The organism is Pseudomonas nitroreducens NBRC 12694 (genome assembly GCF_002091755.1).
Lineage (GTDB): Bacteria > Pseudomonadota > Gammaproteobacteria > Pseudomonadales > Pseudomonadaceae > Pseudomonas > Pseudomonas nitroreducens.
The window spans coordinates 29589-55707 of the sequence record NZ_BDAI01000017.1 but is presented as its reverse complement, the minus strand read 5'-3'; the positions used below and the strand labels follow the sequence as shown (position 1 = coordinate 55707).

General features: G+C 64.5%; 26 protein-coding genes and 1 tRNA gene. 10 read left to right on the top strand and 17 right to left on the bottom strand.

Translation table 11 applies throughout. The features are described from left to right. From PNI01S_RS26155 to PNI01S_RS26095, 13 genes are all read right to left on the bottom strand, one after another. Entirely contained in the window at nt 1–1488 is a 1488-nt protein-coding gene (locus PNI01S_RS26155) for an efflux transporter outer membrane subunit (protein ID WP_084359712.1), read from the bottom strand. A 2-nt stretch (nt 1489–1490) separates the two neighbouring features. Beyond that, nucleotides 1491–1964, bottom strand: coding sequence for a MarR family winged helix-turn-helix transcriptional regulator (locus PNI01S_RS26150; RefSeq protein WP_084359711.1), 474 nt, complete (start codon nt 1962–1964; stop codon nt 1491–1493). Nucleotides 1965–2353: 389 nt separating this feature from the next. Continuing rightward, nucleotides 2354–3574: a methyltransferase gene (locus PNI01S_RS26145; protein ID WP_084359710.1), complete on the bottom strand. Its 1221-nt coding sequence runs from the start codon at nt 3572–3574 to the stop codon at nt 2354–2356. Nucleotides 3575–3640: 66 nt separating this feature from the next. Then, nucleotides 3641–4333: an ABC transporter permease gene (locus tag PNI01S_RS26140; protein ID WP_024762234.1), complete on the bottom strand. Its 693-nt coding sequence runs from the start codon at nt 4331–4333 to the stop codon at nt 3641–3643. Then, a complete protein-coding gene (locus PNI01S_RS26135; protein WP_024762235.1) occupies nt 4330–5025 on the bottom strand; it encodes an ABC transporter permease in 696 nt (231 codons plus the stop codon). The genes PNI01S_RS26140 and PNI01S_RS26135 overlap by 4 nt, the downstream gene beginning before the upstream one ends. Nucleotides 5026–5080: 55 nt before the next feature. Then, nucleotides 5081–5833: an ABC transporter substrate-binding protein gene (locus PNI01S_RS26130; protein WP_024762236.1), complete on the bottom strand. Its 753-nt coding sequence runs from the start codon at nt 5831–5833 to the stop codon at nt 5081–5083. Between the two features lie 14 nt (nt 5834–5847). Further along, nucleotides 5848–6621, bottom strand: coding sequence for an ABC transporter ATP-binding protein (locus PNI01S_RS26125; RefSeq protein WP_024762237.1), 774 nt, complete (start codon nt 6619–6621; stop codon nt 5848–5850). Between the two features lie 284 nt (nt 6622–6905). Further along, nucleotides 6906–9236, bottom strand: a complete 2331-nt coding sequence (locus PNI01S_RS26120; RefSeq protein WP_024762238.1) for an LTA synthase family protein — start codon at nt 9234–9236, stop codon at nt 6906–6908. A gap of 232 nt (nt 9237–9468) precedes the next feature. Then, nucleotides 9469–9544: transfer RNA gene (locus PNI01S_RS26115), tRNA-Phe, on the bottom strand. A 78-nt stretch (nt 9545–9622) separates the two neighbouring features. Continuing rightward, nucleotides 9623–9895, bottom strand: a complete 273-nt coding sequence (locus PNI01S_RS26110; RefSeq protein WP_037012291.1) for an oxidative damage protection protein — start codon at nt 9893–9895, stop codon at nt 9623–9625. Next, nucleotides 9892–10959 (bottom strand): A/G-specific adenine glycosylase, encoded by a 1068-nt coding sequence (gene mutY / locus PNI01S_RS26105; protein WP_037012295.1) that lies wholly within the window; start codon nt 10957–10959, stop codon nt 9892–9894. Before mutY ends, PNI01S_RS26110 begins: the two co-directional genes overlap by 4 nt. After that, complete coding sequence (locus PNI01S_RS26100; RefSeq protein WP_084359709.1) at nt 10956–13184, bottom strand: AsmA family protein; 2229 nt, start codon at nt 13182–13184, stop codon at nt 10956–10958. The genes mutY and PNI01S_RS26100 overlap by 4 nt, the downstream gene beginning before the upstream one ends. A 141-nt stretch (nt 13185–13325) precedes the next feature. After that, a complete protein-coding gene (locus PNI01S_RS26095) occupies nt 13326–13724 on the bottom strand; it encodes an acetyl-CoA sensor PanZ family protein (protein ID WP_084359708.1) in 399 nt (132 codons plus the stop codon). A gap of 139 nt (nt 13725–13863) precedes the next feature. On the opposite strand from PNI01S_RS26095, the gene hisB reads away from it, so the two are divergent. From hisB to PNI01S_RS26060, 7 genes are all read left to right on the top strand, one after another. After that, a complete protein-coding gene (hisB, locus tag PNI01S_RS26090) occupies nt 13864–14457 on the top strand; it encodes an imidazoleglycerol-phosphate dehydratase HisB (protein WP_015479330.1) in 594 nt (197 codons plus the stop codon). Beyond that, complete coding sequence (gene hisH, locus PNI01S_RS26085; protein WP_024762242.1) at nt 14457–15095, top strand: imidazole glycerol phosphate synthase subunit HisH; 639 nt, start codon at nt 14457–14459, stop codon at nt 15093–15095. The genes hisB and hisH overlap by 1 nt, the downstream gene beginning before the upstream one ends. A 3-nt stretch (nt 15096–15098) precedes the next feature. Then, nucleotides 15099–15359: a DUF2164 domain-containing protein gene (locus tag PNI01S_RS26080; protein WP_015479328.1), complete on the top strand. Its 261-nt coding sequence runs from the start codon at nt 15099–15101 to the stop codon at nt 15357–15359. A gap of 40 nt (nt 15360–15399) precedes the next feature. Further along, entirely contained in the window at nt 15400–16137 is a 738-nt protein-coding gene (gene hisA / locus PNI01S_RS26075) for a 1-(5-phosphoribosyl)-5-[(5-phosphoribosylamino)methylideneamino]imidazole-4-carboxamide isomerase (protein ID WP_024762243.1), read from the top strand. A 23-nt stretch (nt 16138–16160) separates the two neighbouring features. Further along, the gene (gene hisF, locus PNI01S_RS26070; protein ID WP_024762245.1) at nt 16161–16931 is read left to right on the top strand and encodes an imidazole glycerol phosphate synthase subunit HisF; all 771 of its coding nucleotides are present in this window, start codon (nt 16161–16163) and stop codon (nt 16929–16931) included. Between the two features lie 231 nt (nt 16932–17162). Further along, on the top strand, nt 17163–17918 hold the full coding sequence (locus tag PNI01S_RS26065; RefSeq protein WP_089285863.1) for a substrate-binding periplasmic protein: 756 nt from the start codon (nt 17163–17165) through the stop codon (nt 17916–17918). Nucleotides 17919–18070: 152 nt separating this feature from the next. Continuing rightward, entirely contained in the window at nt 18071–18826 is a 756-nt protein-coding gene (locus PNI01S_RS26060; protein WP_037012335.1) for a substrate-binding periplasmic protein, read from the top strand. A 116-nt stretch (nt 18827–18942) separates the two neighbouring features. On the opposite strand, the gene PNI01S_RS26055 is transcribed toward PNI01S_RS26060, so the two are convergent. The 4 genes from PNI01S_RS26055 to gpmI all read right to left on the bottom strand — a co-directional run bounded on the left by PNI01S_RS26055 (nt 18943) and on the right by gpmI (nt 24030). After that, nucleotides 18943–19725, bottom strand: coding sequence for a divergent polysaccharide deacetylase family protein (locus PNI01S_RS26055; protein ID WP_089285855.1), 783 nt, complete (start codon nt 19723–19725; stop codon nt 18943–18945). A 3-nt stretch (nt 19726–19728) separates the two neighbouring features. Next, on the bottom strand, nt 19729–21039 hold the full coding sequence (locus PNI01S_RS26050) for a S41 family peptidase (protein WP_084359706.1): 1311 nt from the start codon (nt 21037–21039) through the stop codon (nt 19729–19731). A gap of 27 nt (nt 21040–21066) precedes the next feature. Continuing rightward, nucleotides 21067–22356 (bottom strand): murein hydrolase activator EnvC family protein, encoded by a 1290-nt coding sequence (locus PNI01S_RS26045; protein WP_084359705.1) that lies wholly within the window; start codon nt 22354–22356, stop codon nt 21067–21069. Between the two features lie 138 nt (nt 22357–22494). After that, a complete protein-coding gene (gene gpmI / locus PNI01S_RS26040; RefSeq protein ID WP_084359704.1) occupies nt 22495–24030 on the bottom strand; it encodes a 2,3-bisphosphoglycerate-independent phosphoglycerate mutase in 1536 nt (511 codons plus the stop codon). A gap of 145 nt (nt 24031–24175) precedes the next feature. On the opposite strand from gpmI, the gene PNI01S_RS26035 reads away from it, so the two are divergent. The 3 genes from PNI01S_RS26035 to secB are packed head-to-tail and all read left to right on the top strand — an operon-like array spanning nt 24176 to nt 25374. Further along, nucleotides 24176–24598, top strand: a complete 423-nt coding sequence (locus PNI01S_RS26035; protein WP_024762248.1) for a rhodanese-like domain-containing protein — start codon at nt 24176–24178, stop codon at nt 24596–24598. A gap of 1 nt (nt 24599) precedes the next feature. Beyond that, entirely contained in the window at nt 24600–24854 is a 255-nt protein-coding gene (grxC, locus tag PNI01S_RS26030) for a glutaredoxin 3 (RefSeq protein WP_024762249.1), read from the top strand. Between the two features lie 37 nt (nt 24855–24891). Then, a complete protein-coding gene (gene secB / locus PNI01S_RS26025) occupies nt 24892–25374 on the top strand; it encodes a protein-export chaperone SecB (protein WP_024762250.1) in 483 nt (160 codons plus the stop codon). The last annotated feature ends 745 nt before the right edge of the window (nt 25375–26119 follow it).

Sequence of the window (26119 nt, the reverse complement as noted above, 5' to 3'; positions counted from 1 at the left end):
TCAGTGCGCGGCGGCCGCGTTCGCCTGGGCGAGCGGGGCGGGAGTGGGAGTGGGAGTGGTGTCGGGCTGGTAGCCACCGCCCAGGGCCTGGATCAGCTGCACCGAGAGGTCGATGCGCTGGGCGTCCAGGCTGGCCAGTTGGCGTTCGGCGAGGAGCAACTGTTGTTGCACGCTGAGGGCGTCGAGGTAGTTGCCGACACCTTCGCCATAACGGCGCATGGCCAGGTCGAAGTTGGATTTGGCGATGTCGCGGGCATCGCGCTGGTCGTCGATCTGCTGCTCCAGCGAGCGCAGCTTGCCGAGGTCGTCGGTGACTTCGCCCAGGGCATTGATCAGGGTCCTGTTGTACTGGGCAACAGCCAGGTCGTAGTCGGCGTTTTTCCCGGCGAGGTTGGCGCGCAGGCGGCCGCCGTCGAAGATCGGCAGGGAGATCGCCGGGGCGATCTGGAAGAAGCGGCTCGGCGCCTTCAATACGTCGCTGGTGTGCAAGGCAGCCAGGCCGACCATCGCGCTCAGGTTCAGGTTGGGATAGAACTCGGTCTTCGCCGAATCGATGCTTTTCGACGCGGCCTCGACGCGCCAGCGTGCGGCAACGATGTCCGGGCGCCGGCCCAGCAGTTCAGCCGGCAGGTTCGACGGCAGGGTCAGTGCGCCAGGTTTGAGTTCCTGCGGACGCTGCAGCTCCTGGCCGCGGTCCGGGCCCTGGCCGAGCAGGACGGCCAGGGCGATGCGATCGCTGGCAATGTCCTGTTCCGCCGCCGCCAATTGCTGCTTGGCGCTGGCCACCTGGGTTTGCGTCTGTTGCAGCTGGACCTTGCTGTCCAGGCCGGCATCCATACGCTTCTGGCTGAGCTGGAAGAGATGTTGTGAGCGATCCAGTTCGTCCTGGGCCAGGTCGCGGGCGATGAAGGCGTGGGCCAGTTCGCTATAGGCACGGGCGACATTGGTGGACAGCGTGATCGACGCGGCCTGGCGGTCGACTTCGGCGGCGTTGGCCTGGCCGAGCGCGGCCTCCCAGGCGTCGCGCTGACCGCCCCAGAGGTCGAGGTCGTAACTGAAGCTCGCCGACAGGTATTTCACCGCTGAGTAGCGGCCGCCGGTCGGCGCCGGCAGGACGCTTTCCGGTGCGCGGATGCCGGCATAACTGGCAGTGCCCTTCACGCTGGGCATGCGCTCCGCGTCCTGCGCCTGGGCAGCGGCTGTGGCCTGGCGGGCGCGGGCCTCGGCGATTTGCAGGTCCGGGGTGCCACGCAGGGCTTCATCGATCAGGCTGTCCAGTTGTGCGTCGCCCAGACCGGTCCACCAGCGCTCGCTGGGCCAGGCGGCGGGCGACAGCGGGGTGCCGTCGAGGCTGACGCCGGCCTTCAGGCTGGTGGGATCAACGGCCTTGCCGCTGGTGTGCAGGCCTGAATAGTTGGCGCAACCTGCAAGGCCGAGCATGGCGGCGAACACGGCCGCCGGCAGCAGGGCAATACAAGGACGTTTCATCTTCAATTCTCCTGCGCCGGGCAGCTGGCCGCGGCGCCATGGGCGCGCAGGATCTTGTCGAGCAGGCCGGTGAGGGTCTGCAGTTCGTCGCTGGAAAGGCCGCCGACCAGTTCGTTCATGGCGGCAGCCGCGATGCGCGGCGCCTCGTCGTTCACCGCCTGGCCCGCAGCGCTCAGGCTCAGGCGCACGCTGCGGCGATCGTTGGGACAGGGCTGGCGCAGCAGCAGGTCCTTGCGCGACAGGCGGTCGAGCATGCGGGTCATGGAGCCGCTGTCGATCGACAGCTCGCGGCACAGCTCGGCCGGGGTGTTGGCGCGGTCGTTGCCGATGAAGAACAGCACCTTGAACTGCGCGGCGGTGATGTCCAGGTGCGCCAGGTGCTTGTCCAGCAGGCGATCCTTGAGGATGGCGGTGGCGCCCAGCAACTGGCCGATTGAGCCTTTGAACGGAAAGTCCGCGACGTCGTAGTGATTCATGTCAAAACAGATAGCTGCTTAGGCAGTGAAATGTTTCGAAATGATACTGCCTAGGCAGCGATTGACAAGGTGCGATTGTCGCGATTGCGCAACAATCCGTTCGACGAAGCGCAATTGGGACGTGATTGGCAACAGGGATGGTTGATTTCCTACGACCTTGGCGGCTCTTTATGCACAACGGAGAAAGCTTTAGGGCACAAATCGCATATGCCCTGTGATGGCAATCACGAAAGTTCGTAAGTTGCTGTTTTTGAAAGATTTGTTTTTCGTGTACAGAAAATGATCAGATCGCAGCGAGACGGTCTGGCCGGTAAGGAAGGTGGCGTTTTTCCTGGGTTACGAACAGAGTTATCCACAGGGCCTGTGGGTGAAGCTCTGGAACGCCCGTCTCAGATGCGTTCAGCCAGCAACAGCAGGTTGCGCGGGGTCATTCGCGTGGCGCAGAAGGCGCCCAGGGTGGCGCGATAGCCCTGCTCCTCGAGGAATAACGCGCGGTCGAGCAGCAGCCAGAGCTCCATGGGCCGGCGGAACAGTCCGCGCACCAGTTCGAGGTTGCGGACTTGGGCCAGTCGCTGCCAGCCTCGGGCCTCCAAATGGAGCCAGTCGACCACGGCAGGCAGGTGGAGGCCCTTGAGCGCGGCGAGATAACGACAGTAATCGGCGAAGGATTTGTCCAGCCAGGTCGGTGATACGGGCGGGACGGGCAGGTAGTCGTCACTGTCGCGGACCTCCCGCTGCAGCAGGTCGAATGCCAGTCGACGTGCCATCGAAGCATCGCGCTGGCGGCGCACGCGGGCACCGGCGGTCACGGTTTCGGCCAGAGGCAGGCGCAGGTCTTCGCGCGAAAGCCCGAGAGTGGAGCCTTGCGCGGCGTTTGAGAGCGGCTGGTAGTGTTCGCTATCGATGCGGTTGTAGCAGCAAGGTGCAACCGCAAGCTGGCGACAGCCGCGACTGCTGGCGAGCTGCAACAGGCGCACGTGCAGGTCGCCGCAGGCGTGCAGGGCGACGGCGGTGTGCCCGGCCTGGAGATGCTCGAGGGCGTTCGGGGCGAGCACGTCCTGCTGATGATGTCGGGCCTGCAATTGGAGCCGGTCGCTCAGGCGCTGGCCATCCTCAACCAGTGCACTGTCCAATTCCAGGCTCAACAGTGGCTTGCCGTCGCGGGCCAGCAGGCGGCCCAGGTGGCCTTTGCCGGCGCACCAGTCGAGCCATTGCTGCGGCGCCTCGGTGAACTCCAGTCGGCTGGCGAAGGCTTCGATCTGTTGCCACTTGCGACCGGGGACATCGACAGTCAGCAGGTTCGACAGCTTTCCCATGGGCGTTGCCGGGAACTCGCCGACGACGGACAGTTTGGCAGCCATGGCAGCCAACGTGGGGAAGGGCGCGGGAGCGTCGAGTTGCTGCGGTGCGTTGTGCACCGCATCGGCCTCTTCGAGGCTTCGGCTGCGCAGCCAGGTGGCCAGTTCGGGGTGGTCGTGCTCCCAGGGCAGCTCCAGCACCGTGAAGGGTTTGGGCCGCCAGAGCGCCTGGTGTTCCAGCAGGAAGGTGTCCAGAGCCAGGAAGCGCTGGAGCAGGTCGGGGCCGGTCAGGGGAGTGTCGTTCGGGAGCACGGTGCGAAGCGGGAGAAAGCCACGGGGCGCGCATTATAGCGACCCCGTGGGGGAGCGGCGCGCCGGTCAGCGGCCCTGCATGGAGTCGACCTTCAGCCAGCGTTCCAGCAGGCGGAAGATGCGGGTCAGCAGGAGGGTGATGACCAGGTAGAACACCCCGGCGAGGCAGAAGAACAGCATGGCCTCGTAGGTGCGCGCGATGATGGTGCGGGTCATGCCCATGATGTCGAACAGGGTCACGGTGTAGACCACGGCGCTGGCCTTGAGCATGAGGATCACCTCGTTGCTGTAGGCCGGCATGGCGATGCGCGCGGCGCGCGGCAGAATGATGTGGAACAGCGCCTGGCGGCGGGACATGCCCAGCGCGCGGGCGGCTTCCACTTCTCCGACCGGGATGGCGTGGATGGCGCCGCGCAGGATCTCCGCGATGTAGGCGGCGGTGTGCAGGGTCATGGTCAGCAGGGCGCACCAGTACGGGTCGCGCAGGTATGGCCAGAGCGGCCCCTTGCGCACGCTTTCGAACTGGGCGAAGCCGTAGTAGACGATGAACAGCTGCAGCAGCAGCGGTGTGCCGCGGAAGAAGAAGATGTAGGCGTAGGGCACGGCGCGTACGTACCAGTGCCGCGAGGCGCGGGCGATGCCCAGCGGTACGGCGAGGCACAGGCCGGCTACCACGGCGATGGCCAGCAGCTCCAGGGTCAGGGTGGCGCCCTGGAGCATCTTCGGCAGCCATTTGAGGATCAGCTCGAGATCGGTCATAGCTCGTTCCTCACGAAGCCGCGGCCGGCGCGTCGCTCAAGGAAGTGCAGGGCGGCCATGATGAAGACGGTCAGGCCCAGGTAGATGAAGGCCGCAGTCATGTAGAAGGTGAAGGGTTCCTTGGTCGCGTTGGAAGCGACCTGGGCCTTGCGCATGATTTCGTCGAGGGTGATCAGCGAGACCAGCGCGGTGTCCTTCAGCAGAATCAGGTAGAGGTTGCCCAGGCCCGGCAGCGCCACGCGCCACACTTGCGGCAGGACGATGCGCCAGAAGATGCGCGGAGCGGAGAGGCCCAGCGCCTGCCCGGCTTCGCGGTGGCCCTTGGGAATCGCCAGTAGCGCGCCACGGAACACCTCGGTGGCGTAGGCGCCGAAGCACAGGCCCAGGGCGCAGGTGCCGGCGGCGAAGGGCGACAGGGCGAATTCGGGGTAGCCGAACAGGTCACCGATGGCGTTCAGGCCGGCCACGGTGCCGAAATAGATCATCAATACCCAGAGCGTCTCGGGTACGCCGCGCACTACGGTGGTGTAGAAACCGCCGAGCATGCGCAGGAAGCCATTCTTCGAGGTCTTGGCGACGGCGCCGAGCAGGCCGAGGATCAGTCCCACGCAGACTGCGGCGAGCGAGAGCTTGAGCGTCATCCAGGTGCCGGCGATCAACTGATCGCCAAAGCCGTGCAGGTCGAAAATCATGGGGAGTCACGCCTGAAGGCGCGCGCCGCCCGGCAAGGGCGGCGCGGCACGTGCATCAGTAGATGCTGAAGGGGAAGTACTTGTCGTTGATCTTCTTGTAGGTACCGTCGTCGACGATTTCCTTCAGAGCGGCGTTCAGCTTCTCGCGCAGCGGGTCGCCCTTGCGCACGGCGATGCCGATCTTGTCGTTGTCGAATACCGGCTCGCCCTTGAACTCGAAGTCCTTGCCGGCGTCGCTCTTCAGCCAGTCGTACTGCACGAACTTGTCGGCCAGTACGCCGTCGAGGCGGCCCGAGGACAGGTCGAGGTAGGCGTTTTCCTGGGTGTCGTACAGCTTGATGGTGACGACGTCGGACATGTTGTCCTCGAGCCAGGTACCGGCGATGGTCGCGCGCTGCGCACCGATCACCTTGCCTTTCAGGTAGCCCTTGTCGGTCTTGAAGTCGGTGGACTTGGGCGCCACGAACTGCAGCTTGTTGGTGTAGTAGGGGTTGGTGAAGTCGACGGCCTGCTTGCGCTCGTCGGTGATCGACATGGAAGCGACGATGAAGTCGAATTTCTTGGCGTTCAGGGCCGGAATGATGCCGTCCCAGTCCGAAGTGACGACTTCGCATTCGGTCTTCATCTTGGCGCACAGCGCCTTGCCGATGTCGAGGTCGAAACCGACGACCTGGCCGCTGGCGTCGATACCGTTGAAGGGCGGGTAGGCGCCTTCGGTACCGATGCGCAGTTTGTCCGCGGCGATGGCCTGGCTCCCCAGTGCAAAGGTGGCCGCGATAGCCAGAACGATCTTCTTATAGTTGTTCATGCAGTGATGCTCCGTTAGCGGTGGCTGGACATGAATTGTTTACAGCGTGCCGATTGCGGGTTGTCAAATACCTGCTGCGGCGGTCCCTGCTCTTCTACCAGGCCCTGGTGGAGGAACACCACCTCGCTGGAAACCTGGCGGGCAAAGTTCATTTCGTGGGTCACCAGCAGCATGGTGCGACCCTCCTCGGCAAGCGCGCGGATTACGTTAAGCACTTCCTGGACCATTTCCGGGTCCAGTGCCGAAGTCGGCTCGTCGAAGAGGATGACCTTGGGTTGCATCGCCAGCGTACGGGCGATGGCGGCGCGCTGCTGCTGGCCGCCGGAAAGCTGTGCGGGGAAGCTGTGGCGCTTGTCGGAGATGCCGACCTTGGCCAGCAGGGCTTCGGCGATCTCGGTGGCTTCGGCCTTGGTCTTGCCCAGCACACGGCGTGGCGCCTCGATGATGTTGTCGAGGATGCTCATGTGCGGCCAGAGGTTGAAGTTCTGGAAGACGAAGCCCAGTTCGCTGCGCAGGCGATTGATCTGCTTGCCGTCCGAGGCGACCAGCGAGCCATCCTTGGATTTCTTCAGCTTGAGTTCTTCACCGGCAACCAGGATCTGGCCCTGGTGGGGGTTCTCCAGCAGGTTGATGCAGCGCAGGAACGTGGATTTACCGGAACCGGAGGAGCCGAGAATGGAAATCACATCGCCGTCGCGGGCGGTCAGGGAAATGCCTTTGAGCACTTCCAGGTCACCGTAACGCTTGTGCAGGTTACGGATTTCCAGTGCGGGTATGGCCGTGGCCATAGGGGGCTCCTCTGTTGTTATTCGGACGCTTTCGCAGCAGGTCACTGCAGAATCGGGGCCATCCTGGCGAGGGGCAACCTAACATGCACTCCAGGGTGCGCCAAGCGCCCATCTGCCGCGGTCGTCGGCTGTAGTGGCAAGTTGTCGCATTGCCGCTCGGCGTTGTCGCCTGGGCTGAACTAGCCGCGCCGGAGGAGGGTGTCCGATGGTGGCGCGGGCGCGGGATAGTGCCAGTTTAGGCCGGCAGTTAAAAGTCCGGCGGCCACTGGGGCCGCCGGTTCGGGTTACTGCATCATCTGCCGCAGCTGCGGATTCGGATCTTCCAACGCCTCGGCGGGCGTAATGTCGTCCTGGGACTCCGGCGGCTGGCTGGCCATCAGATTCGGGTGGCCGGACAGGCGCGGGACCGGCAGCGGCTTAGCGTCGGCCAGGCCGGTACCGCCGGCTTCGGTGGCATTGATCGTCGATTTGCGTGGCTGGGTCAGCACGTGGAAGTCGGTGATCTCGATGACGCCCTTGCCCTCGGCCAGCAGGTGGAAGGAGAACGCCTTGCGCGCTTCCTCGTTGTCGAAGCCGAAGGTCACTTCCAGCGGCTGGTTGCGTTTCACCAGCGGGAAGTCCGGCATCTGGATCGGCACCGGCTTCTCGAACGAGCGCGTCTTGAGTGTCACTTTTGCACCCTTGGCGTCCATCTGGATCGCCCGGATCTTCAGGCTCACGGTGGTGTGGGTATTGGCCGGGAATTCCAGGTACTGCGCGCCGATCAGGTTGTCGGTGTACTCATTGTCGATCTGCGGCTTCAGGCGGATGCGTTCCTTGGTCGCGAACTGGTATTCGCGGGCCGACTGCGCATTGACCACCGACTGGTCGAGGATGTCCGCGCGAGCGGTCATCAGACGGGCATCGCGGCCACTGAAGCGCCCGACGAACTTGGCGCTGTCAGCGATGAAGCCGTCACTCTGGTAGCGCCGGCAAACCTGCTGGAAGTCGCACTCGGTGAAGTTGCCCTTGCCGTCGTGGTAGCGCTGCATGCCGTTGGTGAACGTCACCATCTCGCGCCCGTTGCTGTATTCGCGGAACAGGGAGCGGCCGGCAATATCCTGCGGCGCCTTGATGGCGAAGTAGTCGAGCACCGAGGATTCCATGTCGACGTGTCCGTAGACGCCAGCCTTCACCGGCGGGAGCGCGGCCTGTTCCGGTGCAAGAATCAGGTTCAGGCCCCAGGCCGAGGCAAGGCGTACGTTGTCGATGCCGTGGGATTCGTCGGAGGTGACGATCACCAGGGTGTCCTTGAGCACGCCTTTCTCTTCCAGGCCCTTGAGGAAGGCATCGACCGCGTCGTCGAGGTAGGCGACCGCTGCCTGGCGCGGCGTCGGGTACTTGGCCAGATACTCCGGGGTGGCCGAATACGGCTGGTGGGTGCCGACGGTGAGCAGGGTGAGCATCCACGGCTGTTTCTTCTGGCGCAGCTGGCCGACATAGTCCAGCGCACCCTCGAAGAAGGCCTTGTCATCCATGCCCCAGGCGAACTCCAGGTAGGGCTTCTTCTTGAACCAATCGCGGCCCAGGGTCTTGTCGAAGCCCATGGCCGGCATGACCTTGTCCTTGGCCATGAAGCGCAGCCCGGCGCCCTGCAGGAAGTGGGTGCTGAAGCCGGCCTGGTGCATCTGCGCCGGCAGGCACTCGGCGGCGCGGGTCGGATTGCCCAGCAGCTCGACGCCCTTGGGCGTGCCGTTGTCCAGCTTGCTGTAATCGCCGCAGAGCATGGCATAGAGGCCGCGGATGGTCTGGTGGCTATGCACTACGTAGTCCGGGGTGGTCATGGCGCGCTCGGCCCAGGTGCTCAGGCGAGGCATCATCGATTCTTCGTAGCTGCTGCTGAGCGCGGCCCGGTTGGTGGCCACGTAGGCGCCAGGAATACCTTCCATGGCGATGATCAGCACATTCTTCGCCTGGCCGCGACCGGCCAGCAGCGGCGTCCCGTTGAGGTCGTGCTGGGTCAGGCCGGTGACGTCCGGGCGGACTTCCGGAAGGTCGCGGTCGCGCCAGTCCTGATAGGCCATCTCGCCGCTGGTGACAGCGCGGGAGACAAGCTGGTGCGGCAGGTTGAACTGCTTCCACATTTCCGCATCGCTGGGCTGGAAGTACTGCACGGCGGCATGGCTGGCCAGCAGAACCGCCGGCACGGCATAGGCGTAGCGCGGCAGCGGCTTCTCGCGGCGGCGCCAGAGCAATGCGCTGAGCAGGATGCCGGCGCCGATCAGGATCGCCAGGTGCAGGTGGTTGAGGCCGCCGCCCTCGGTGGAGTTGGCGACGAAGGTCGGGTCGGCGAGGAAGTGCAGGTCTTCCGGCGCGGGCATGCGGCCCACGGCGCTGACCAGCTCGGCGGTGCCGATCACCGAGAGCGCCCAGACCAGCATCACCGGAATCGCGATGAACAGTCGTCGATTGTGCAGCGCGACGACCAGCAGTGTGCCGAGTGCCAGGTCCGACAGGTAGCCCAGGGGGGAGCTCCAGCCAAGGCTGTAGCGGCCGATCAGCGGGATCAGCAGGAAAAGGGCAGACAGAGAAACCAGGTTGCCCCGGGAATTCCACCAGCTAATGAGTTTGCGCACAGTGACTCCGCTACCAAACATCGAATCCCGGAGGGTATCCCACTCAAAGTGTGGAAATCGTCCGGATGGTCATGATTCTGAAAGATCGGTGTGCTATGTGCCAGTAGACACTGAACTTAAGCAAACATTCGATACGAATCGTGGGAGCGTGCCGGGGCGGGGGAGTGACTTGTTCGGACGGGAATGAAAAAGCCCCTGAAATCTCTCGATTTCAGGGGCTTTTCGGAAGGCTTGGTGCCCAGGGACGGAATCGAACCGCCGACACGGGGATTTTCAATCCCCTGCTCTACCAACTGAGCTACCTGGGCAACGTGGCGCGCATTAAAAGGGTTTTCGGAAAGGGTGTCAAGCGTGCCGCGAAAAAATTTTTCAAATAATACCGGAGCTTACGCGCTGGGCGGGACGTAGCCTTCGGCCTGCGCGTATTCCTCGCCGCTGAGGAACTTGTCCATTTCGGTGCTGAGGAACTTGCGATCCTCGGCGTTCATCATGTTCAGGCGACGCTCGTTGATCAGCATGGTCTGGTGCTTCTGCCATTCTTCCCAGGCTTTCTTCGAAACGTGCTCATAGATGTCCTGGCCCTTGGCCCCGGGATAGGGCGCGCGATCGAGGCCGGGCAGCTCTTCTTTGTATTTGCGGCACATCACCAGTCGGGTCATGACATTTCTCCTGCGTTCAACACGTCGGCGGCTCGTTTGAGCAGCTTCTTCACCGGGGCGGCAAGGCCGAGCCGGGGCGGGGTGGCGAGGTTATACCAGAGCCAGTCGGCCTCGGCCACGGCGGGGGTTGCGTCTTCGACGCGCACCAGCCAGGGCTCGATGGCCAGCTGGAAGTGGCTGAAGGTATGGGTCAGGCCGGGCAGTTCGCGGCGCTCGCCCAGGCGAAGGGCGTGGCGCTGGGCCAGCGGGTCGAGGGCGGCCAGGTCGTCCAACTCGGGGAAGCTCCACAGGCCGCCCCAGAGGCCGGTCGACGGACGGCGATAGAGCAGGATGTCGCCCTCGCGGTTGGCGAGGATCGGCATCAGCGTGCGCTTCTGCGGCAGCGCCTTGCGCGGCTTGGACACCGGGAAATCGGTCTCGCGGCCGAGGAAGTGCGCGCGGCAGCCCTCACGCAGCGGGCAGAGCAGGCAGCTCGGCTTGCTGCGGGTGCAGAGCGTGGCGCCCAGGTCCATCATCGCCTGGGTGTAGTGGTTGACCCGCTCCTGTGGCGTGAAGCGTTCGGCGGCGTCCCACAGTTGCTTGGCCACTTTCGGCTCGCCCGGATAGCCGTCGCAGGCCAGGTAGCGCGCCAGCACGCGCTTGACGTTGCCGTCGAGGATCGGCGCGCGCAGGCCCATGGAGATGCTGGCGATGGCGCCGGCGGTGGAGCGGCCGATGCCAGGCAGCTCGGCGAGCTGCTCGACGTCACGGGGGAATTCGCCGCCGTGCTGCTCCATGACCCGCTTGGCGGTCTTGTGCAGATTACGGGCGCGGGTGTAGTAGCCCAGGCCCGTCCACAGGTGCAGTACTTCGTCTTCCGGCGCATTCGCGAGATCGGCCACGGTGGGCAGCGCCGTCATGAAGCGGTCGTAGTAGCCCATCACGGTGCTGACCTGGGTCTGCTGCAGCATGATTTCCGAGACCCACACCCGATAGGGCGTGATGTTCTGCTGCCAGGGCAGGTCATGGCGGCCGTGCGTGTCGAACCAGTCGAGCACGGCCGAGTTGAAGCTTTGCGGGGTCACTTCTTGAACAGCCCTTTGAGTGCGTCTTTGAGTTCGGGACTGACCTTGTCGCCGAGCTTCTCTTCGAGTTTCTGGTTCAGCCGGTCCCCGGCCAACCGTGCGGCGATCTTGCCGATGCCGTCCTTGTCCAGGCGACAGGCCTTGGCGCCCAGCTCCAGCGGGCCGCGGCAGCGCAGCGGCCACTCGATGCCGACATAGCGCTTGTTCACTTCGCAGGCCGGATCGGGCATGTCGCTCTTGTCGCCTTCGATGGTCACGCCGACGCGGTAGTCCATGCCCAGTACACGCAGGTCGAGGTCGCCGTCAGCCTTGACGGTCAGGCCGGGAATGCTGGCCTTGAGGTCCGGGTTGCTGGCCACGCCGTTGCGGAAGGTGAGGTTGCCCTGCAGTTCGCGGAACGGGGTGTCCTTGCCGCCGTGCTCGGCGGTCAGCGACTTGCGGTTGAGCGTGGCGATGCCCTGGCACAGTTGTTGTTCGAGGTTGGCGTTGAGCAGCACGCCCTGGGTCATGACGAAGCGCGCGGTGCCGTTGAGGTTGTCGATCCAGGCCTTTTGACTGTTGCCCTGGGTGGTGATGTCGGCATCCAGATCGAGCAGGCCCTTCACCGGCGGCTTCTGGCCCTGGGATTCGAGCAGGCGCTCCACCGGTATGTCGGCGATGTGTTTCTTGGCCTTCAGCGTCGGTACGTCCTGGCGCACGTCGAGGCTGGCGCTGGCGTTGAACCTGCCGTCGTAGAGCTCGCCGCGCATGTCGTCGAGGTTGAGCAGGCCACCCTGGCCGCGCAACTTGAGCACGGCGTTGTCGATGGGCAGCTTGTCCAGGATCAGCTGGCCGAGGGTCAGGCTGGCGTCCAGGTCCAGTGCACGCAGGCGGGCGATAGGCAGCAGCGGCGTGTCGCTCCAGGCCTGCTGGGTCGGCTGGTTGGGCAGCGGAGTGTCGCCTTTGATAGCGCTCTGCTCGGTACTGGCAACTTCAGCCTTGCGTGCGCTGTTGGTGGCGTCCTGGGCCTGCTTGACCTTGGCCGGCAGGTAGCGGTCGAGGTTCAGCTTGTCGCCTGACAACTGGGCGCGGATGGCCTGCTTGCCGAAGTCGGCGATGCCGAGGTTGCCGCTGAAGCTGCTGTCGTCCAGCTTCAGCTTGAGGTCGTTCAAGGTCAGGCTGTTGCGGGTGGCGCTGACGCGGGTGGCCATTTCGAGCTTGGTGAGGGTGGTGGCGTCGGCCATTTCCGGCAGGGTCTGGCCGATGCTTTCGAGGAATTCGCGCAGATTGAACGGCGCCAGCGACAGGCCGCCATCGAACTTGGGTTCCTTGTCCAGCTCGCGGGCCTTGATCTCGCCGAGGGCGCGCAGCTGGTTGACGGTGACCTTCAGGCCATTCCACTCGGCAACCTGGGCTGCCTGGTCGAGTACCAGCTGGCCCTGGGCGCTGTAGTTGGCGGTCTTGCCCTGGAACTGGTCGCCGGAAACTTCGCCGGAGAGCTTGGCGTCTTCGAGCTGGTAGCGCTTGAGCGCGCGGTCGAAGCGCAGGTTGCCGGTCAGTTCGGTGCGGGCGCGGATCACCGGCTGGTTGGTGCCCAGGTAGGCGCTGAGCTTGAGCGGGATGTTGCTGCCTTCGCGGATGGCCCCGGTGGTCAGCTCGAGGCCCTCGACGCTGTAGGTCTTGCCGCTCTGGGCGTCGGCGTAGTCGATACGCGCGTTCTTCACGTTGAGGCTGTCGATGTCCAGCTTCATCGCCTGGTGGGATTGCTGGGCGTCGGCCTTGGCCTGCTCGGTCGGTACGGGCGCTGGTTGTGCGGCAGGCGGCGTGCCGGCGGCGGGCTGGGCGGGCTTGCCGATGCTTTCCCAGTTACCGACGCCGGCCTTGTCCCTGTTCAGGGAAAGGGTCAGGCCTTCGACGCGGATATCGCTCATCTGCACTTCCTTGCGCAGCAGCGGCAGCACGCGCACGGACATGGCCAGCAACTGGGCGTCGGCGAACGGCTTGTCCGGGGTCTGCAGGCTCGCCACGCTGGTGTCATGCAGTTCCAGCCCGAGCCAGGGGAACAGGCTCCAGCCGATATCGCCCTTGAGGTTCAGTTCGAGGTTGGCCTTGTCCCGGGCGAGCTGGCGGATCTCGTCCTTGTAGTCGTTCGGGTCGAAGAAGTGGGTCAGCACGAAGCCGGCGGCGACGATGAGCAGCAGCAGGACCAGGGCAATGATGCCGATGAGTTTGCCGAACGCTTTCATGGACGGGTCCTTGTTCAGGCGGCGAATGGAATGGCGAAGGAGTATACCAATGACGCGCCGGCACCCCAGCCCGCAGGGCAGGGTGGCGTTATTGCGGAGTTGGAACGGGGACGCGGCGCTCGGTTCCCGTCATGAACGCGATCAGGTCGTTTCCAGTGTCAGGCCGAGATGCTCGGCAAAAACAGCCGCTTCGTGTTTGCCGTCAGGTGCTGTCAGCCGCAGCGCGGCCCCTTGCAGCACAGCCAGGCGCTGCGCCTCTTCGAGAAGGCGGCGGGCCACGCCGCGTCCGCGGGTGACCTGGCGCACGCAGAGGCGGGAAAGCCGCCAGGTATCGCCATCGCGCTCGATCCAGGCGGCGCCCAGCAGGCGATCATTGAAGCGCCCGGTGAACAGCAGGCCGTCGGCAAGTCCACGCTCGACCAGCTCGCCGGCGTCTGGGAAGGGCGCCAGCAGCCAGTCGGGCGCGTCGGCGTAGATCTTCAGCAGGTCCTGGCGGTCCTGGTCGCTGGGCTGGGTCAGGTGCTGGACGACGATGGGCATGTTCGATCCTCGTATTCGGGCCGCGCAGTGTAGGACCATCGGCCAGCGCCGACCACCGCCCGTAGCGGCGCAGCGCCCTGCGCGCCTATAATGCCGGCCCTTCTTATAATTACGTGCAGTGTTAGCTGTGGAGCTGGTGATGGCCGAACGCAAGGCATCCGTCGCGCGCGACACCCTGGAAACCCAGATCAAGGTTTCCATCGACCTGGATGGAACGGGCAAGGCCCGCTTCGATACCGGGGTTCCCTTCCTCGAGCACATGATGGACCAGATCGCCCGCCACGGCCTGATCGACCTGGACATCGAGTGCAAGGGCGACCTGCATATCGACGACCACCATACCGTCGAAGACATCGGCATCACCCTCGGCCAGGCCTTCGCCAAGGCTATCGGCGACAAGAAGGGCATCCGCCGCTACGGCCATGCCTACGTGCCGCTGGACGAGGCGCTGTCGCGTGTGGTCATCGACTTCTCCGGCCGCCCCGGCCTGCAGATGCACGTGCCGTTCACCCGCGCTAGCGTCGGCGGCTTCGACGTGGACCTGTTCATGGAGTTCTTCCAGGGCTTCGTCAACCACGCCAACGTCACCCTGCACATCGACAACCTGCGTGGGCACAACACCCACCACCAGATCGAAACCGTGTTCAAGGCCTTCGGCCGCGCGCTGCGCATGGCCATCGAACTGGACGAGCGCATGGCCGGCCAGATGCCGTCCACCAAAGGGTGCCTGTAATGCAGACTGTCGCCGTCATCGACTACGGCATGGGCAACCTGCACTCGGTGTCCAAGGCGCTGGAGCGCGTGGGCGCCGGGCGCGTACTGGTGACCAGCGACGCCAATGTGATCCGCGAGGCGGACCGCGTGGTGTTCCCCGGCGTCGGCGCGATCCGCGACTGCATGGCCGAGATCAAGCGCCTGGGCTTCGACAGCCTGGTGCGTGAAGTCAGCCAGGACCGTCCGTTCCTCGGCATCTGCGTCGGCATGCAGGCGCTGATGGAGCGTAGTGAAGAGAATGACGGTGTCGACTGCATCGGTCTGTTCCCCGGCCAGGTGCGCTTCTTCGGCAAGGACCTGCACGAGGACGGCGAGCACCTGAAGGTGCCGCACATGGGCTGGAACGAAGTGGCGCAGGGCGTCGACCACCCGCTGTGGCACGACATCCCGAACAACGCGCGCTTCTACTTCGTGCACAGCTACTACATCGAGGCGGGCAACCCGCGCCAGGTGGTCGGCCGCGGCCATTACGGGCGTGATTTCGCCGCTGCGCTGGCCGATGGCTCGCGCTTCGCCGTGCAGTTCCACCCGGAGAAGAGCCATACCCATGGCCTGCAGTTGTTGCAGAACTTCGCCGCCTGGGATGGCCGCTGGTAAGCCATGGCCCGCCAGAAGGACAAGCCCGCGATCCTCGAACTCGATGGCGCCCAGCGCCAGAGTGCGGCGCGGGCCATCCAGCGTTTCCTCGAAGACCGTTTCGAGCTGGATGTCGGCTCCTTCGAGGCCGAGGAGGCGCTGGATTTCTTCATGCGCGAGTTCGGCCCGCTGTTCTACAACAAGGCGATCTTCGACGTGCAATCTCACCTGAAAGACCGGTTCGAGAGCATCGAAAGCGACTTGTGGGCGCTCGAGAAGAGCTGACCCGACCCCATTCATCTTTGGATTCGAGCAGGTTCAACCCATGCTGATCATCCCCGCAATCGATCTGAAAGACGGCGCCTGCGTGCGCCTGCGCCAGGGCCTGATGGAAGACGCCACCGTCTTCTCCGATGACCCGGTATCCATGGCCGCCAAGTGGGTGGAGGGCGGATGCCGTCGTCTGCACCTGGTGGACCTGAACGGCGCCTTCGAAGGCAAGCCGGTCAACGGTGAAGTGGTCACCGCCATCGCCAAGCGCTACCCGAACCTGCCGATTCAGATCGGCGGCGGCATCCGTTCGCTGGAAACCATCGAGCACTACGTCCGCGCCGGCGTCAGCTACGTGATCATCGGCACCAAGGCAGTGAAGCAGCCGGAATTTGTCGCCGAAGCCTGCAAGGCATTCCCGGGCAAGGTCATCGTTGGCCTCGACGCGAAAGACGGCTTCGTCGCCACCGATGGCTGGGCGGAAGTGAGCTCGGTACAGGTCATCGACCTGGCCAAGCGTTTCGAGGCCGATGGCGTCTCGGCGATCGTCTACACCGACATCGCGAAGGACGGCATGATGCAGGGCTGCAACGTCGAAGCTACTGCTGCCCTGGCCAACGCCACGCGCATTCCGGTGATCGCTTCGGGCGGCATCCACAACCTGGGCGACATCCAGAAGCTGCTGGACGCCCGCACACCGGGCATCGTCGGCGCCATCACCGGTCGCGCGATCTATGAAGGCACCCTGGACGTCGCCGAGGCCCAGGCACTGTGCGACGCCTTCAAGGGCTGAGCTGAACCACGGGGAACCCTGACATGGCACTGGCTAAACGCATCATTCCCTGCCTCGACGTGGACAACGGCCGCGTGGTGAAGGGCGTCAAGTTCGAGAACATCCGCGATGCCGGCGACCCGGTGGAAATCGCCCGTCGCTACGACGAGCAGGGCGCGGACGAGATCACCTTCCTCGACATCACCGCCAGCGTCGATGGCCGCGACACTACTCTGCATACCGTCGAGCGCATGGCCAGCCAGGTGTTCATCCCGCTGACCGTGGGCGGCGGCGTCAGGACAGTGCAGGACATCCGCAACCTGCTCAATGCCGGTGCGGACAAGGTCTCGATCAACACCGCCGCGGTATTCACCCCGGAATTTGTCGGCGAAGCCGCCGCGCGCTTCGGCTCGCAGTGCATCGTGGTCGCCATCGACGCCAAGAAAGTGTCGGCCCCCGGCGAAACCCCGCGCTGGGAAATCTTCACCCACGGCGGCCGCAAGCCTACTGGGCTGGATGCCGTGGAGTGGGCGAAGAAGATGGAAGGCCTGGGCGCCGGTGAAATCCTGCTGACCAGCATGGATCAGGACGGCGTCAAAAGCGGCTACGACCTGGGCGTGACCCGCGCCATCAGTGAGGCTGTGGGCGTTCCGGTGATCGCTTCCGGCGGTGTCGGCAACCTGGAGCACCTGGCCGCCGGCATCATCGAAGGCAAGGCCGACGCGGTTCTGGCGGCGAGCATCTTCCACTTCGGCGAGTACAGCGTGCCGGAAGCCAAGGCTTACCTGGCCAGCCGCGGCATCGTCGTGCGCTGATCCCTTCCGGGCCGGGGTTCTCCCGGCCCGATGGCTCTATCGCGAGCCTTCCTCTCCTGCGTCCGGTGGCCGCATCCCCTTCCTGCGCACGAAGCTTGCTAGCCGAAGGCTTCAGTCAAGGTAATGGCGTATCCATGTCCCATTGCCATATTCATAGGGTTTATTGGCGTCAATTCTCCGAGTAAGCTCTGCGCCTTCTCAGAAATGTCATACGCAGGAAATATCTCGATGCTGAAGCGCATTCTGCTCGCATGGCTAGGCTGCGGCCTGCTTCTGGCCGGTGCGGCAAGGGCCGAAACGGATTCTTCGGATTACAGCGTGGTGCTGCTCACCGAGAACTTCCCCCCTTACAACATGGCCATCAACGGCAAGAACTTCGCCCAGGAAGACAGCATCGACGGCATCGCCGTGGATATCGTCAAGGAGATGTTCAAGCGCGCCGGCGTGCAGTACAGCCTGACCCTGCGCTTCCCCTGGGACCGCATCTACAAGCTGGCGCTGGAGAAGCCCGGCTACGGCGTGTTCGTCACCGCCCGCCTGCCCGAGCGCGAAAGCCAGTTCAGGTGGGTCGGCCCGATCGGTCCGGACGACTGGGTGCTGCTGGCCAAGGCCGACAGCCCGATCAGCCTGAACAATCTGGACGAAGCGAAGAAATATCGCGTCGGCGCCTACAAGGGCGACGCCATGGCCCAGTACCTGAGCGAGCACGGCTTCGAGCCGGTGCTGGCGCTGCGTGACCAGGAGAACGCCGCCAAGCTGCGCGACGGCCAGATCGACCTTTGGGCCAGCGGTGACCCGGCGGGTCGCTACCTGGCCAAGCAGGTTGGCGTCACCGGCCTGAAGACCGTGCTGCGTTTCAATAGCGACCAGCTGTTCCTCGCGCTGAACCGCGAGACCCCGGATGCCGTGGTGCAGAAGCTGCAGGCGGCGCTGGACAAGATGCGCGCCGAAGGTTTCGTCGACGACGTACTCAACAGTTACCTGTGACACCCGAAGGCCGGCTGCTCGCCGGCCTTCGTGTTTGGCGCCGACATCCCTCGGCGCCGGTTTTGCCACGGAAGGCAGACGAGCGAAGTATTACGTCCCCTCTGCAGGGATGCCGCAAGCCCAATAACGATAACCAAGCGAGCGGTATGACCATGCTGAAAGTCCTGATCAAGACCCTGACCCTGGGTCTGTTGCTGGGGGCCGCCACGGCCCGCGCCGAGTTGCCCGCCGATTACAAGATGGTGCTGCTCACCGAGAACTTCCCGCCGTTCAACATGGCGGTGGACGACAAGAACTTCGCCCGTGATGAGGGTATCGACGGCATCAGCGCCGATATCGTTCGCGAGATGTTCAAGCGCGCCGGCATCCAGTACAGCCTGAGCCTGCGTTTCCCCTGGGACCGCCTGTACAAACTGGCCCTCGACAAGCCCGACTACGGGCTGTTCTCCACCACCTATACGCCCGAGCGCGTGCCGCTGTTCAAGTGGGTCGGGCCGATCGCCAAGACCCACTGGGTGCTGCTGGCGCCGCCGGGCAGTTCGATCAAGGTGAAGGACCTCAAGGACGCCGCCAAGTACAAGCTCGGTGCCTACAAGAACGACGCCGTCAGCCAGAACCTGGAGAGCCAGGGCATCCCGGTGCTCAACGCGCTACGCGATCAGGAAAACGTGAAGAAGCTGACCACCGGCGAAATCGACCTCTGGGCTACCACCGATCCCGTGGGTCGCTACCTGGCCAAGCAGGAGGGCGTGTCCGGCCTGCAGACCGTGCTGCGTTTCAATGAGGCGCAGTTGTACCTGGCGATCAACAAGGACACGCCGGACGAGGTGGTGGCCAAGCTGCAGAAGGCGCTGGACGAGATGCGCGCCGATGGCTTCATCGAGCAGGCGACCAATAACTACCTGTAAGGTCGGCTTATCGTTGTAGGAGCGAGCTTGCTCGCGAACCCAGCTTCCGCGGATTTCTGTGCCGGGCGCTGTTCGCGAGCAAGCTCGCTCCTACAGAAAGCCGATCCTGGCTACATCTATCGGTAAATCCCATCCCGCCCATGCCCCGCCATGGCGCGGTTGCCGCGCTCGGCGATCATCAACGGCGGTTTCACCAGTTCGAAGCCCTGGGCCTTCAGCGTCGGCAAAACACGCTTGAGCACCGCCAGGGTCGCCGGCTTCGGGTGGCCGATCATCACCACCGTGCCCTGCTTGCGCGCCAGTTGCAGGCCGCGCTGCATCTGCTCCATCACTGCGGCTTCGCTCGGGTCGTCATCGAGGAATACGTCCCGCGAGAGGCTGGCGAGGCCGATCTTCTGCGCCTCGGCGGCGGCTACGGTGGCAGCGCTGGTGCGGCTGTCGAGGAGGAACAGATGGCGGCGCTGCAGCTCCGCGGCCAGCCAGGCCATGGCCGGGCGGTCGGCCGTCATGCGGCTGCCTTCGTGGTTGTTCAGGCCTTGCACATAGGGGACTTTTGCCAGCGCGGCGTCCAGACGCCGAGCTCTTTCGTCCTGGGTCAGCTCAGGGCTCCAGGCGAAGTCACCGCGGGCCGGGTCCATCGGCATGTGCAGCATCACGGTGCGCCCGCGCTGGTGCGCCTCGCGCGCAAGCTCGGCGGCGTGGGGCGTGTCGGGGATGATCGCCAGGGCGATGGCGGGAGATATGTCGAGCACCTGGCGGTCGCGCGCCAGATTCTGCCCGAGGTCGTCGATGACGATGCTGACCAGCGGCTTGCTGCCATCCGGCCGGGGCGCGGCGGCCACCGGCAGGCACAGCAACGCACCCAGGCACAGGCTCAGTAGCAGCCGGGCCGGGCGCATCGGTCAGTTGTTGCCGCGGCTGACGCTGAGTCCTTTCAGCAGGCTGAGGGCTTGGCTGAGCTGGTAGTCGCCATCCTGCGGGCGATCCTCCGGCGGCTTGCCGGAGGCGGTCGGACGATCCTGGCCACCATTGCCGTTGGCCAGGTGGCCCTGCAGGTCGGCTTCCTTGAACCCGTCGAACTCGCTCTTCTCGCGGGTCACCTTGGCGCGTTCCACCTCAATGTCCGGGGTGATGCCCTGGGCCTGGATGGAGCGGCCGTTGGGGGTGTAGTACAGCGCGGTGGTGAGCTTCAGGGCGCGGTCGTTGTTCAGCGGCAGCACGGTCTGCACCGAGCCCTTGCCGAAGCTGTCGGTGCCCATGAGGATGCCGCGCTTCTGGTCCTGCAGAGCGCCGGCGACGATTTCTGCCGCCGAGGCGCTGCCGCCGTTGATCAGTACCACCAACGGCACACCGTCGCTCGGGTCGGCCGGATCGGCGGAGAAGCGCAGCTCGGAGTTGGGGATGCGGCCCTTGGTGTAGACGATCAGCCCCTTGGTGAGGAAGGCGTCCGCCACTTCCACCGCCGACTGCAGCACGCCGCCAGGGTTGTTGCGCAGGTCCAGGATCACGCCCTTGAGCTTACCCTTGTTGTCGTTGCGCAGCTTGGCCAGCGCCTTGACGGTCTCCTCGCCGGTGTTGACCTGGAACTGGGTGATGCGCAGGTAACCATAGCCCGGTTCGAGCATCTGGCTCTTCACGCTCTTGACCTTGATGATGGCGCGCTTGAGGGTGACGTCGAACGGCTTGCCGCCGCCGCGCACGATGGTCAGGGTGATCGGCGAGCCAGCCTTGCCGCGCATGCTGTCCACCGCCTCGTTCATCGACTGGCCCTTGGTCGGCTTGCCGTCGATCTTGACGATCAGGTCGCCCGGCTGGATGCCGGCGTTGGCGGCGGGGGTGTCGTCGATCGGCGAGATCACCTTGACGAAGCCATCCTCGCTGCCGACCTCGATGCCCAGGCCACCGAATTCGCCGCTGGTGCTTTCCTGCAGCTCGGCGAATTCTTCCGGGCCGAGGTACGCCGAGTGCGGGTCGAGGTTGCTGAGCATGCCCTTGATGGCATTCTCCAGCAGCGTCTTGTCGTCCACCGGTTCCACATAGGCCGCCTTCACCCGGTCGAGGACCTCGGCAAAGGTGCGCAGCTCATCGAGCGGCAGCGGAGCCTCCTTGCCGTTGGCCACAGCAGATGCGGCCGGCGCGTCGGCGGCCTGGGCCGCACCGACGCCGAGCAGCAAGGCCAGGGCCAGGGTAGTAAGACGGAAAGCTTGCGACATGTTTGGCTCCTAATGCGTGATCGCCGCTTATCCTTGCGTGCGACACCAGGTCGAAGGGTCCGCCGGGCGGCCCTGATGGCGAATGGCAAAATACACCGCCGGGGTACTCTGACCCCCGCTGGCTCCCACGGTTGCAATGGGATCGCCCGCTTTGACGGTATCGCCGGCGTCCTTCAGAAGACTTTGATTATGCCCATAAAGGCTCAGGTAGCCACCACCGTGGTCGAGAATCACCAGTAGGCCGGAGCCGCGCAGCCAGTCGGCGAACACCACGCGGCCGCCATGTACGGCACGCACGGTGCTGCCGGCAGAAGCGCCGATCAGTACGCCGTCCCAGGTGGCACGGGGGTCGTCGCCACGCGGGCTGCCGAAGCGCGCAAGGACGCGGCCATCCACCGGCCAGGGCAGCCGGCCCTTGGTGGCGGCGAAGGCTCCGCCGAAACCGGCGCCGCTGGAAACCAGCGGGCCGCTGTAATCGGGGCGCTTGGAGGGCGTGTCCGGCTTCTCGCCGCGTGCCGCCAGTTCCTGCTCGCGCTTGACCCGCTCGCGCTCGGCGGCCAGGGCGCGCTGTCGCGCTTCCTCGGCTTCGCGGGCCTGGCGGGCGAGGGTTTCCTCGATGGTCTTGAGTACCTTGTTGAGGTCCACCTGGCTCTGTTCGCGGTCCTTGAGCTTGCTGCTGCCGTCCTTGAGATCGCTGTTGAGCTTGGCCAGGGTCTCCTGGCGCGCCTTGCGGGCGTCGGCCAGTTCCTGGCGACGGGCTTCCAGGGCGCTCTGCTGGGCGACCTGCTCGTCCTTCTGCGAGGTGATTTCCTGCTCGACGTTGCTCAGCTGGCGCAACGTCTCGTTGAAGGCCGAGAGCTGCTCCAGGCGCGCCTTGTTGATGTAGTCGTAGTAGGTGAGGGTGCGGCTGAACTTCTCCGGGTGCTCCTGGTTCAGCAGCAGCTTGAGGTATTCCTGGCGGCCGCTCTGGTAGGCGGCGCGGGCCTGGATGGCGATCAGACGCTGCTGCTCAAGGCGCGCGCCCTGGAGTTTTTTTTTCTCTGAATCGAGGCGCTGCAGCTCTTCCTCGTTCTTCTTCATCTCGTCCTGGATCTGCTTGATCTGCTTCTCCAGGTCGCCCATCTGGGTCTCGGTGGACTTGAGCTGCTTCTGCACCCCGGACTTTTCGTCCTGGATGTTCTTCAGGTTTTTCTTCAGCTCGTTGATGTCTTTCTGCGTCTGCTCCAGCTGACGCTGGGCGTCGGCGCGTTCGTCGGCAACGGCCGGGAGCGGGCTCAGGAGGCAGATCAGCAGCAGCGGGAGGAGGGCGCGAGGCATTGGGCGGCGGGGACCTGAAGTCTGGACGGCCTAGTATGCCCGTGGCGGGCATTAAAAAAAACGCCCCAGGCCGCATGGCGTGGGGCGTTTGCTCTTACCGACGGGAGGTGGCTCACGTTCCCGCCAGATCGATAGCTATTAAAGCAGGGTGACGATCGATTTCCCGGTCATCTCTTTTGGCTGCTCCAGACCCATCAGGTTCAGCAGGGTCGGGGCCACATCGGCGAGTACGCCGCCCTCGCGTATGCTCAGCTTGCGCTTGCCGACATAGACGAAGGGCACCGGCTCGCAGGTGTGCGCGGTGTGCGCCTGGCCGGTCATGGCGTCTTCCATCTGCTCGACGTTGCCGTGGTCGGCGGTGATCAGCGCTTCGCCGCCGACCTTGTCCAGCGCCTCGACGATGCGACCGACGCAGGTATCCAGGCACTCGACGGCTTTCACCGCGGCTTCGAACACGCCGGTGTGGCCGACCATGTCGCCGTTGGCGTAGTTGACGATGATCACGTCGAAGCGCTGGTTCTCGATGGCGTCGACGATCTTGTCGGTGACCTCCGGCGCGCTCATTTCCGGCTGCAGGTCATAGGTGGCGACCTTGGGCGAGGGGATGAGGATGCGTTCTTCGCCTTCGAACGGCTCTTCACGGCCGCCGGAGAAGAAGAAGGTCACATGGGCGTACTTCTCGGTCTCGGCGATGCGCAGCTGGGTCTTGCCGTTCTTGGCCAGGTATTCGCCCAGGACGTTGTCCAGGGATTCGGGCTTGAACGCGCAGGGGGCCGGAATGCTCGCCGCGTACTGGGTCAGCATCACGTATTCGGCCAGGTGCAGCTCGCGCTGGCGCGGGAATTCCTTGAAGCCCGGCTCGACGAAGGCGCGCGACAGCTCGCGGGCACGGTCGGCGCGGAAGTTCATGAAGACCACGGCATCGCCATCTTCCACGCGCACCTGTGCGCCGATGCGGGTGGCCTTGACGAATTCGTCGCTCTCACCGCGCTCGTAGGCGGCGTTTAGCGCGCCCTCGGCGGTCTCGGCGGTGAATTCGGCAGTGCCGTCGGTGATCAGGTTGTAGGCGGCTTCGACGCGGTCCCAGCGATTGTCGCGGTCCATGGCGAAGTAGCGGCCGATGATGCTGGCGGTACGGCCCTTGCCGATGCGGGCGAAGGCGTCGTCGAGCAGCTTCAGCGACGGCTCGGCGCTCCTGGGCGGCGTGTCGCGACCGTCGAGGAAGGCGTGCAGGTAGATTTTCTCGGCGCCACGCTGGGCGGCCAGCTCGGCCATGGCGATCAGGTGGTCCTGGTGGCTGTGTACGCCACCGTCGGAAAGCAGGCCGAGGATGTGCACGGCCTTTCCGGCATTCGCTGCCTTGTCCACGGCGCCAGTCAGCACGGGGTTCTGGAAGAACTCGCCATCGCGGATGGCCTTGGTGACGCGGGTGAAGTCCTGGTAGACGACACGGCCTGCGCCCAGGTTCATGTGGCCGACCTCGGAGTTGCCCATCTGGCCGTCGGGCAGGCCGACGTCCATGCCGGAGCCTGAGATCAGGCCGTTGGGCTGGCTGGCCAGTAGGCGGTCCCAGTTGGGCTTCTTCGCGGCATAGATGGCGTTGTATTCCGGGCTCTCGCTATGGCCGAAGCCGTCCAGAATGATCAGGACCAGCGGTTTGGGCGTTGCAGTCATAGTTACGGCTCTTTCCGAGAATAGGGGTCAGAAAAGGACACATATTTTACCTTTTGGTGCCGACAGACGCCATGATCCCTAGGGTTCAGCCGTCAGATACGCGCGTGTATACTGGCCGGCATTTTTACGTCTGGATGTCCTGCGCATGTCTTCGTTTCTTCCTCGTCTGATCGAATTCGCCACCCACCACTACCTGCTGGTCGGTGCCCTGGTCATCCTGCTGGTACTGCTGGCCCTGCACGAAATGCGCAAGGGTGGCCGCGCGCTGTCCACCCGCGAGCTGACTGCCATGGTCAACGCCGAGCAGGCCGTGGTGCTGGATATCCGTCCCACCAAGGAGTTCACCACCGGTCACATCGTCGGTGCTCTGAATATCCCGGCGGACAAGCTGAACGCCCGCATGAGCGAGCTGGACAAACACAAGGCCAAGACCATCATCGTGGTCGATGGCATGGGGCAGCACTCGGGCACCTGGTGCAGCGTGCTGCAGAAGGCTGGCTACACCGCCGCCAAGCTCTCCGGCGGTATCGGCAGCTGGCGTGGCGACAACCTGCCCCTGGTGAAGTGAGATGCCGTCGACCTTGATCTACACCAGCGCGTGGTGCCCTTATTGCATCCGCGCCAAGGCCCTGCTGGACAAGAAGGGTGTCGCCTACGAGGAAATCTCCGTGGACGGCAAGCCTGGCGTTCGCGCCGAGATGGCCAGCAAGGCGGGCCGCACTTCGGTGCCGCAGATCTGGATCGACGGAACCCACATCGGCGGCTGCGACGATCTTTACGCGCTGGAACGCGCGGGCAAGCTGGATACGCTGCTCTCGGCGTGATCCCTCATTCTGAAACGATGCACAAGAAGGTCCCGAAATGACTGAACAAGCCAGCAACGGCGCAGCCGAACAAGACAACAACCCGCAGTTCTCGCTGCAGCGCATCTACGTACGCGACCTCTCCTTCGAGGCCCCCAAGGCTCCGGAAATCTTCCGCCAGGAGTGGCAGCCGGCCATTTCGATGGACCTGAACACCCGTCAGAAGCAGCTGGACGGCGACTTCTACGAAGTGGTCCTGACCGTTTCGGTGACCGTGAAGAACAACGAGGAAACCGCTTTCATCGTTGAGGTGCAGCAGGCCGGCATCTTCCTGATCAAGGGCCTGGACGCTTCCAGCATGAGCCACACCCTGGGTGCCTTCTGCCCGAACATCCTCTTCCCCTACGCTCGCGAAACCCTGGACAGCCTGGTTGTCCGCGGTTCTTTCCCGGCGCTGATGCTGTCCCCGGTGAACTTCGATGCGCTGTACGCGCAGGAAATTGCCCGTATGCAGGCTTCCGGCGAGATCCCGGCTCAGTAATCACTGACGCCCGACGAGAAAGGCGCCTTCGGGCGCCTTTTTCTTTGCCTGCGATCCGGGGTGGTCAAAATTTGCACAACATTGTGCGAGCTACGAGCCGCATGGCCTGTGCATGGTTATCCACAGGCTGTTCCGTCGGTTGCTCAGAGTTGCTGTGGGTAAGCGCTGCTGCTCTTCGTGGGAGCGCGCTTGCTTGCGAACAGTCTGGCTGTAGCTGAGGGAGTCCGGCGTTCGCGAGCAAGCTCGCTCCTGTAGAAAGGAAATGCGGGCTGAGCGTTCAAGTTTGGTGCATGCGCACTAGCAGGGCGCAGGTGCAGCGACACTCGACTCGCCGGGAAATGCCTGGGGAATGCTGCCGTCAGCGCGTTTCGGTTATCGGGTAGAAATCGCTGAAAGCCTTATGCGGCAAGGCCTGTAGGGTCTTTTCGTGTCGTGCCTCCGCTCGCCGGCAAGGCCCTGGGCCGATTTTGGCACGCCCTCTGCAATACCCCTGACAACAGCGATTTCAGGGGCCTCGGTACAGGCAGGCTGGGGAACCCCTCTTTTACATCTTGCGAGCGTGCAGCCCGAAGCGGCGGCCGTCGCAGCCGGTTCGGGGGTCCTGGTACAGGCAGGCCGGGAAAGCCCCCTTTTTATGCCCGCAGGCGTGCCACGGCGCCCTGCGCACCCGTTAGGGGTCCTGGTACAGGCAGGCCGGGGAAACCCCTCTTTTATGCCCGCGAACCTTCGCTCGAAGGCTTCGCCT

Excerpts from the sequence above, each read along its gene's own strand:
- PNI01S_RS26155 (WP_084359712.1), bottom strand. The coding sequence starts at position 1,488 with ATGAAACGTCCTTGTATTGCCCTGCTGCCGGCGGCCGTGTTCGCCGCC.
- PNI01S_RS26150 (WP_084359711.1), bottom strand. The coding sequence starts at position 1,964 with ATGAATCACTACGACGTCGCGGACTTTCCGTTCAAAGGCTCAATCGGC.
- PNI01S_RS26140 (WP_024762234.1), bottom strand. The coding sequence starts at position 4,333 with ATGACCGATCTCGAGCTGATCCTCAAATGGCTGCCGAAGATGCTCCAG.
- PNI01S_RS26135 (WP_024762235.1), bottom strand. The coding sequence starts at position 5,025 with ATGATTTTCGACCTGCACGGCTTTGGCGATCAGTTGATCGCCGGCACC.
- PNI01S_RS26130 (WP_024762236.1), bottom strand. The coding sequence starts at position 5,833 with ATGAACAACTATAAGAAGATCGTTCTGGCTATCGCGGCCACCTTTGCA.
- PNI01S_RS26125 (WP_024762237.1), bottom strand. The coding sequence starts at position 6,621 with ATGGCCACGGCCATACCCGCACTGGAAATCCGTAACCTGCACAAGCGT.
- PNI01S_RS26110 (WP_037012291.1), bottom strand. The coding sequence starts at position 9,895 with ATGACCCGACTGGTGATGTGCCGCAAATACAAAGAAGAGCTGCCCGGC.
- PNI01S_RS26100 (WP_084359709.1), bottom strand. The coding sequence starts at position 13,184 with ATGAAAGCGTTCGGCAAACTCATCGGCATCATTGCCCTGGTCCTGCTG.
- PNI01S_RS26095 (WP_084359708.1), bottom strand. The coding sequence starts at position 13,724 with ATGCCCATCGTCGTCCAGCACCTGACCCAGCCCAGCGACCAGGACCGC.
- hisB (WP_015479330.1), top strand. The coding sequence starts at position 13,864 with ATGGCCGAACGCAAGGCATCCGTCGCGCGCGACACCCTGGAAACCCAG.
- hisH (WP_024762242.1), top strand. The coding sequence starts at position 14,457 with ATGCAGACTGTCGCCGTCATCGACTACGGCATGGGCAACCTGCACTCG.
- PNI01S_RS26080 (WP_015479328.1), top strand. The coding sequence starts at position 15,099 with ATGGCCCGCCAGAAGGACAAGCCCGCGATCCTCGAACTCGATGGCGCC.
- hisA (WP_024762243.1), top strand. The coding sequence starts at position 15,400 with ATGCTGATCATCCCCGCAATCGATCTGAAAGACGGCGCCTGCGTGCGC.
- hisF (WP_024762245.1), top strand. The coding sequence starts at position 16,161 with ATGGCACTGGCTAAACGCATCATTCCCTGCCTCGACGTGGACAACGGC.
- PNI01S_RS26060 (WP_037012335.1), top strand. The coding sequence starts at position 18,071 with ATGCTGAAAGTCCTGATCAAGACCCTGACCCTGGGTCTGTTGCTGGGG.
- PNI01S_RS26055 (WP_089285855.1), bottom strand. The coding sequence starts at position 19,725 with ATGCGCCCGGCCCGGCTGCTACTGAGCCTGTGCCTGGGTGCGTTGCTG.
- PNI01S_RS26050 (WP_084359706.1), bottom strand. The coding sequence starts at position 21,039 with ATGTCGCAAGCTTTCCGTCTTACTACCCTGGCCCTGGCCTTGCTGCTC.
- PNI01S_RS26045 (WP_084359705.1), bottom strand. The coding sequence starts at position 22,356 with ATGCCTCGCGCCCTCCTCCCGCTGCTGCTGATCTGCCTCCTGAGCCCG.
- gpmI (WP_084359704.1), bottom strand. The coding sequence starts at position 24,030 with ATGACTGCAACGCCCAAACCGCTGGTCCTGATCATTCTGGACGGCTTC.
- PNI01S_RS26035 (WP_024762248.1), top strand. The coding sequence starts at position 24,176 with ATGTCTTCGTTTCTTCCTCGTCTGATCGAATTCGCCACCCACCACTAC.
- grxC (WP_024762249.1), top strand. The coding sequence starts at position 24,600 with ATGCCGTCGACCTTGATCTACACCAGCGCGTGGTGCCCTTATTGCATC.
- secB (WP_024762250.1), top strand. The coding sequence starts at position 24,892 with ATGACTGAACAAGCCAGCAACGGCGCAGCCGAACAAGACAACAACCCG.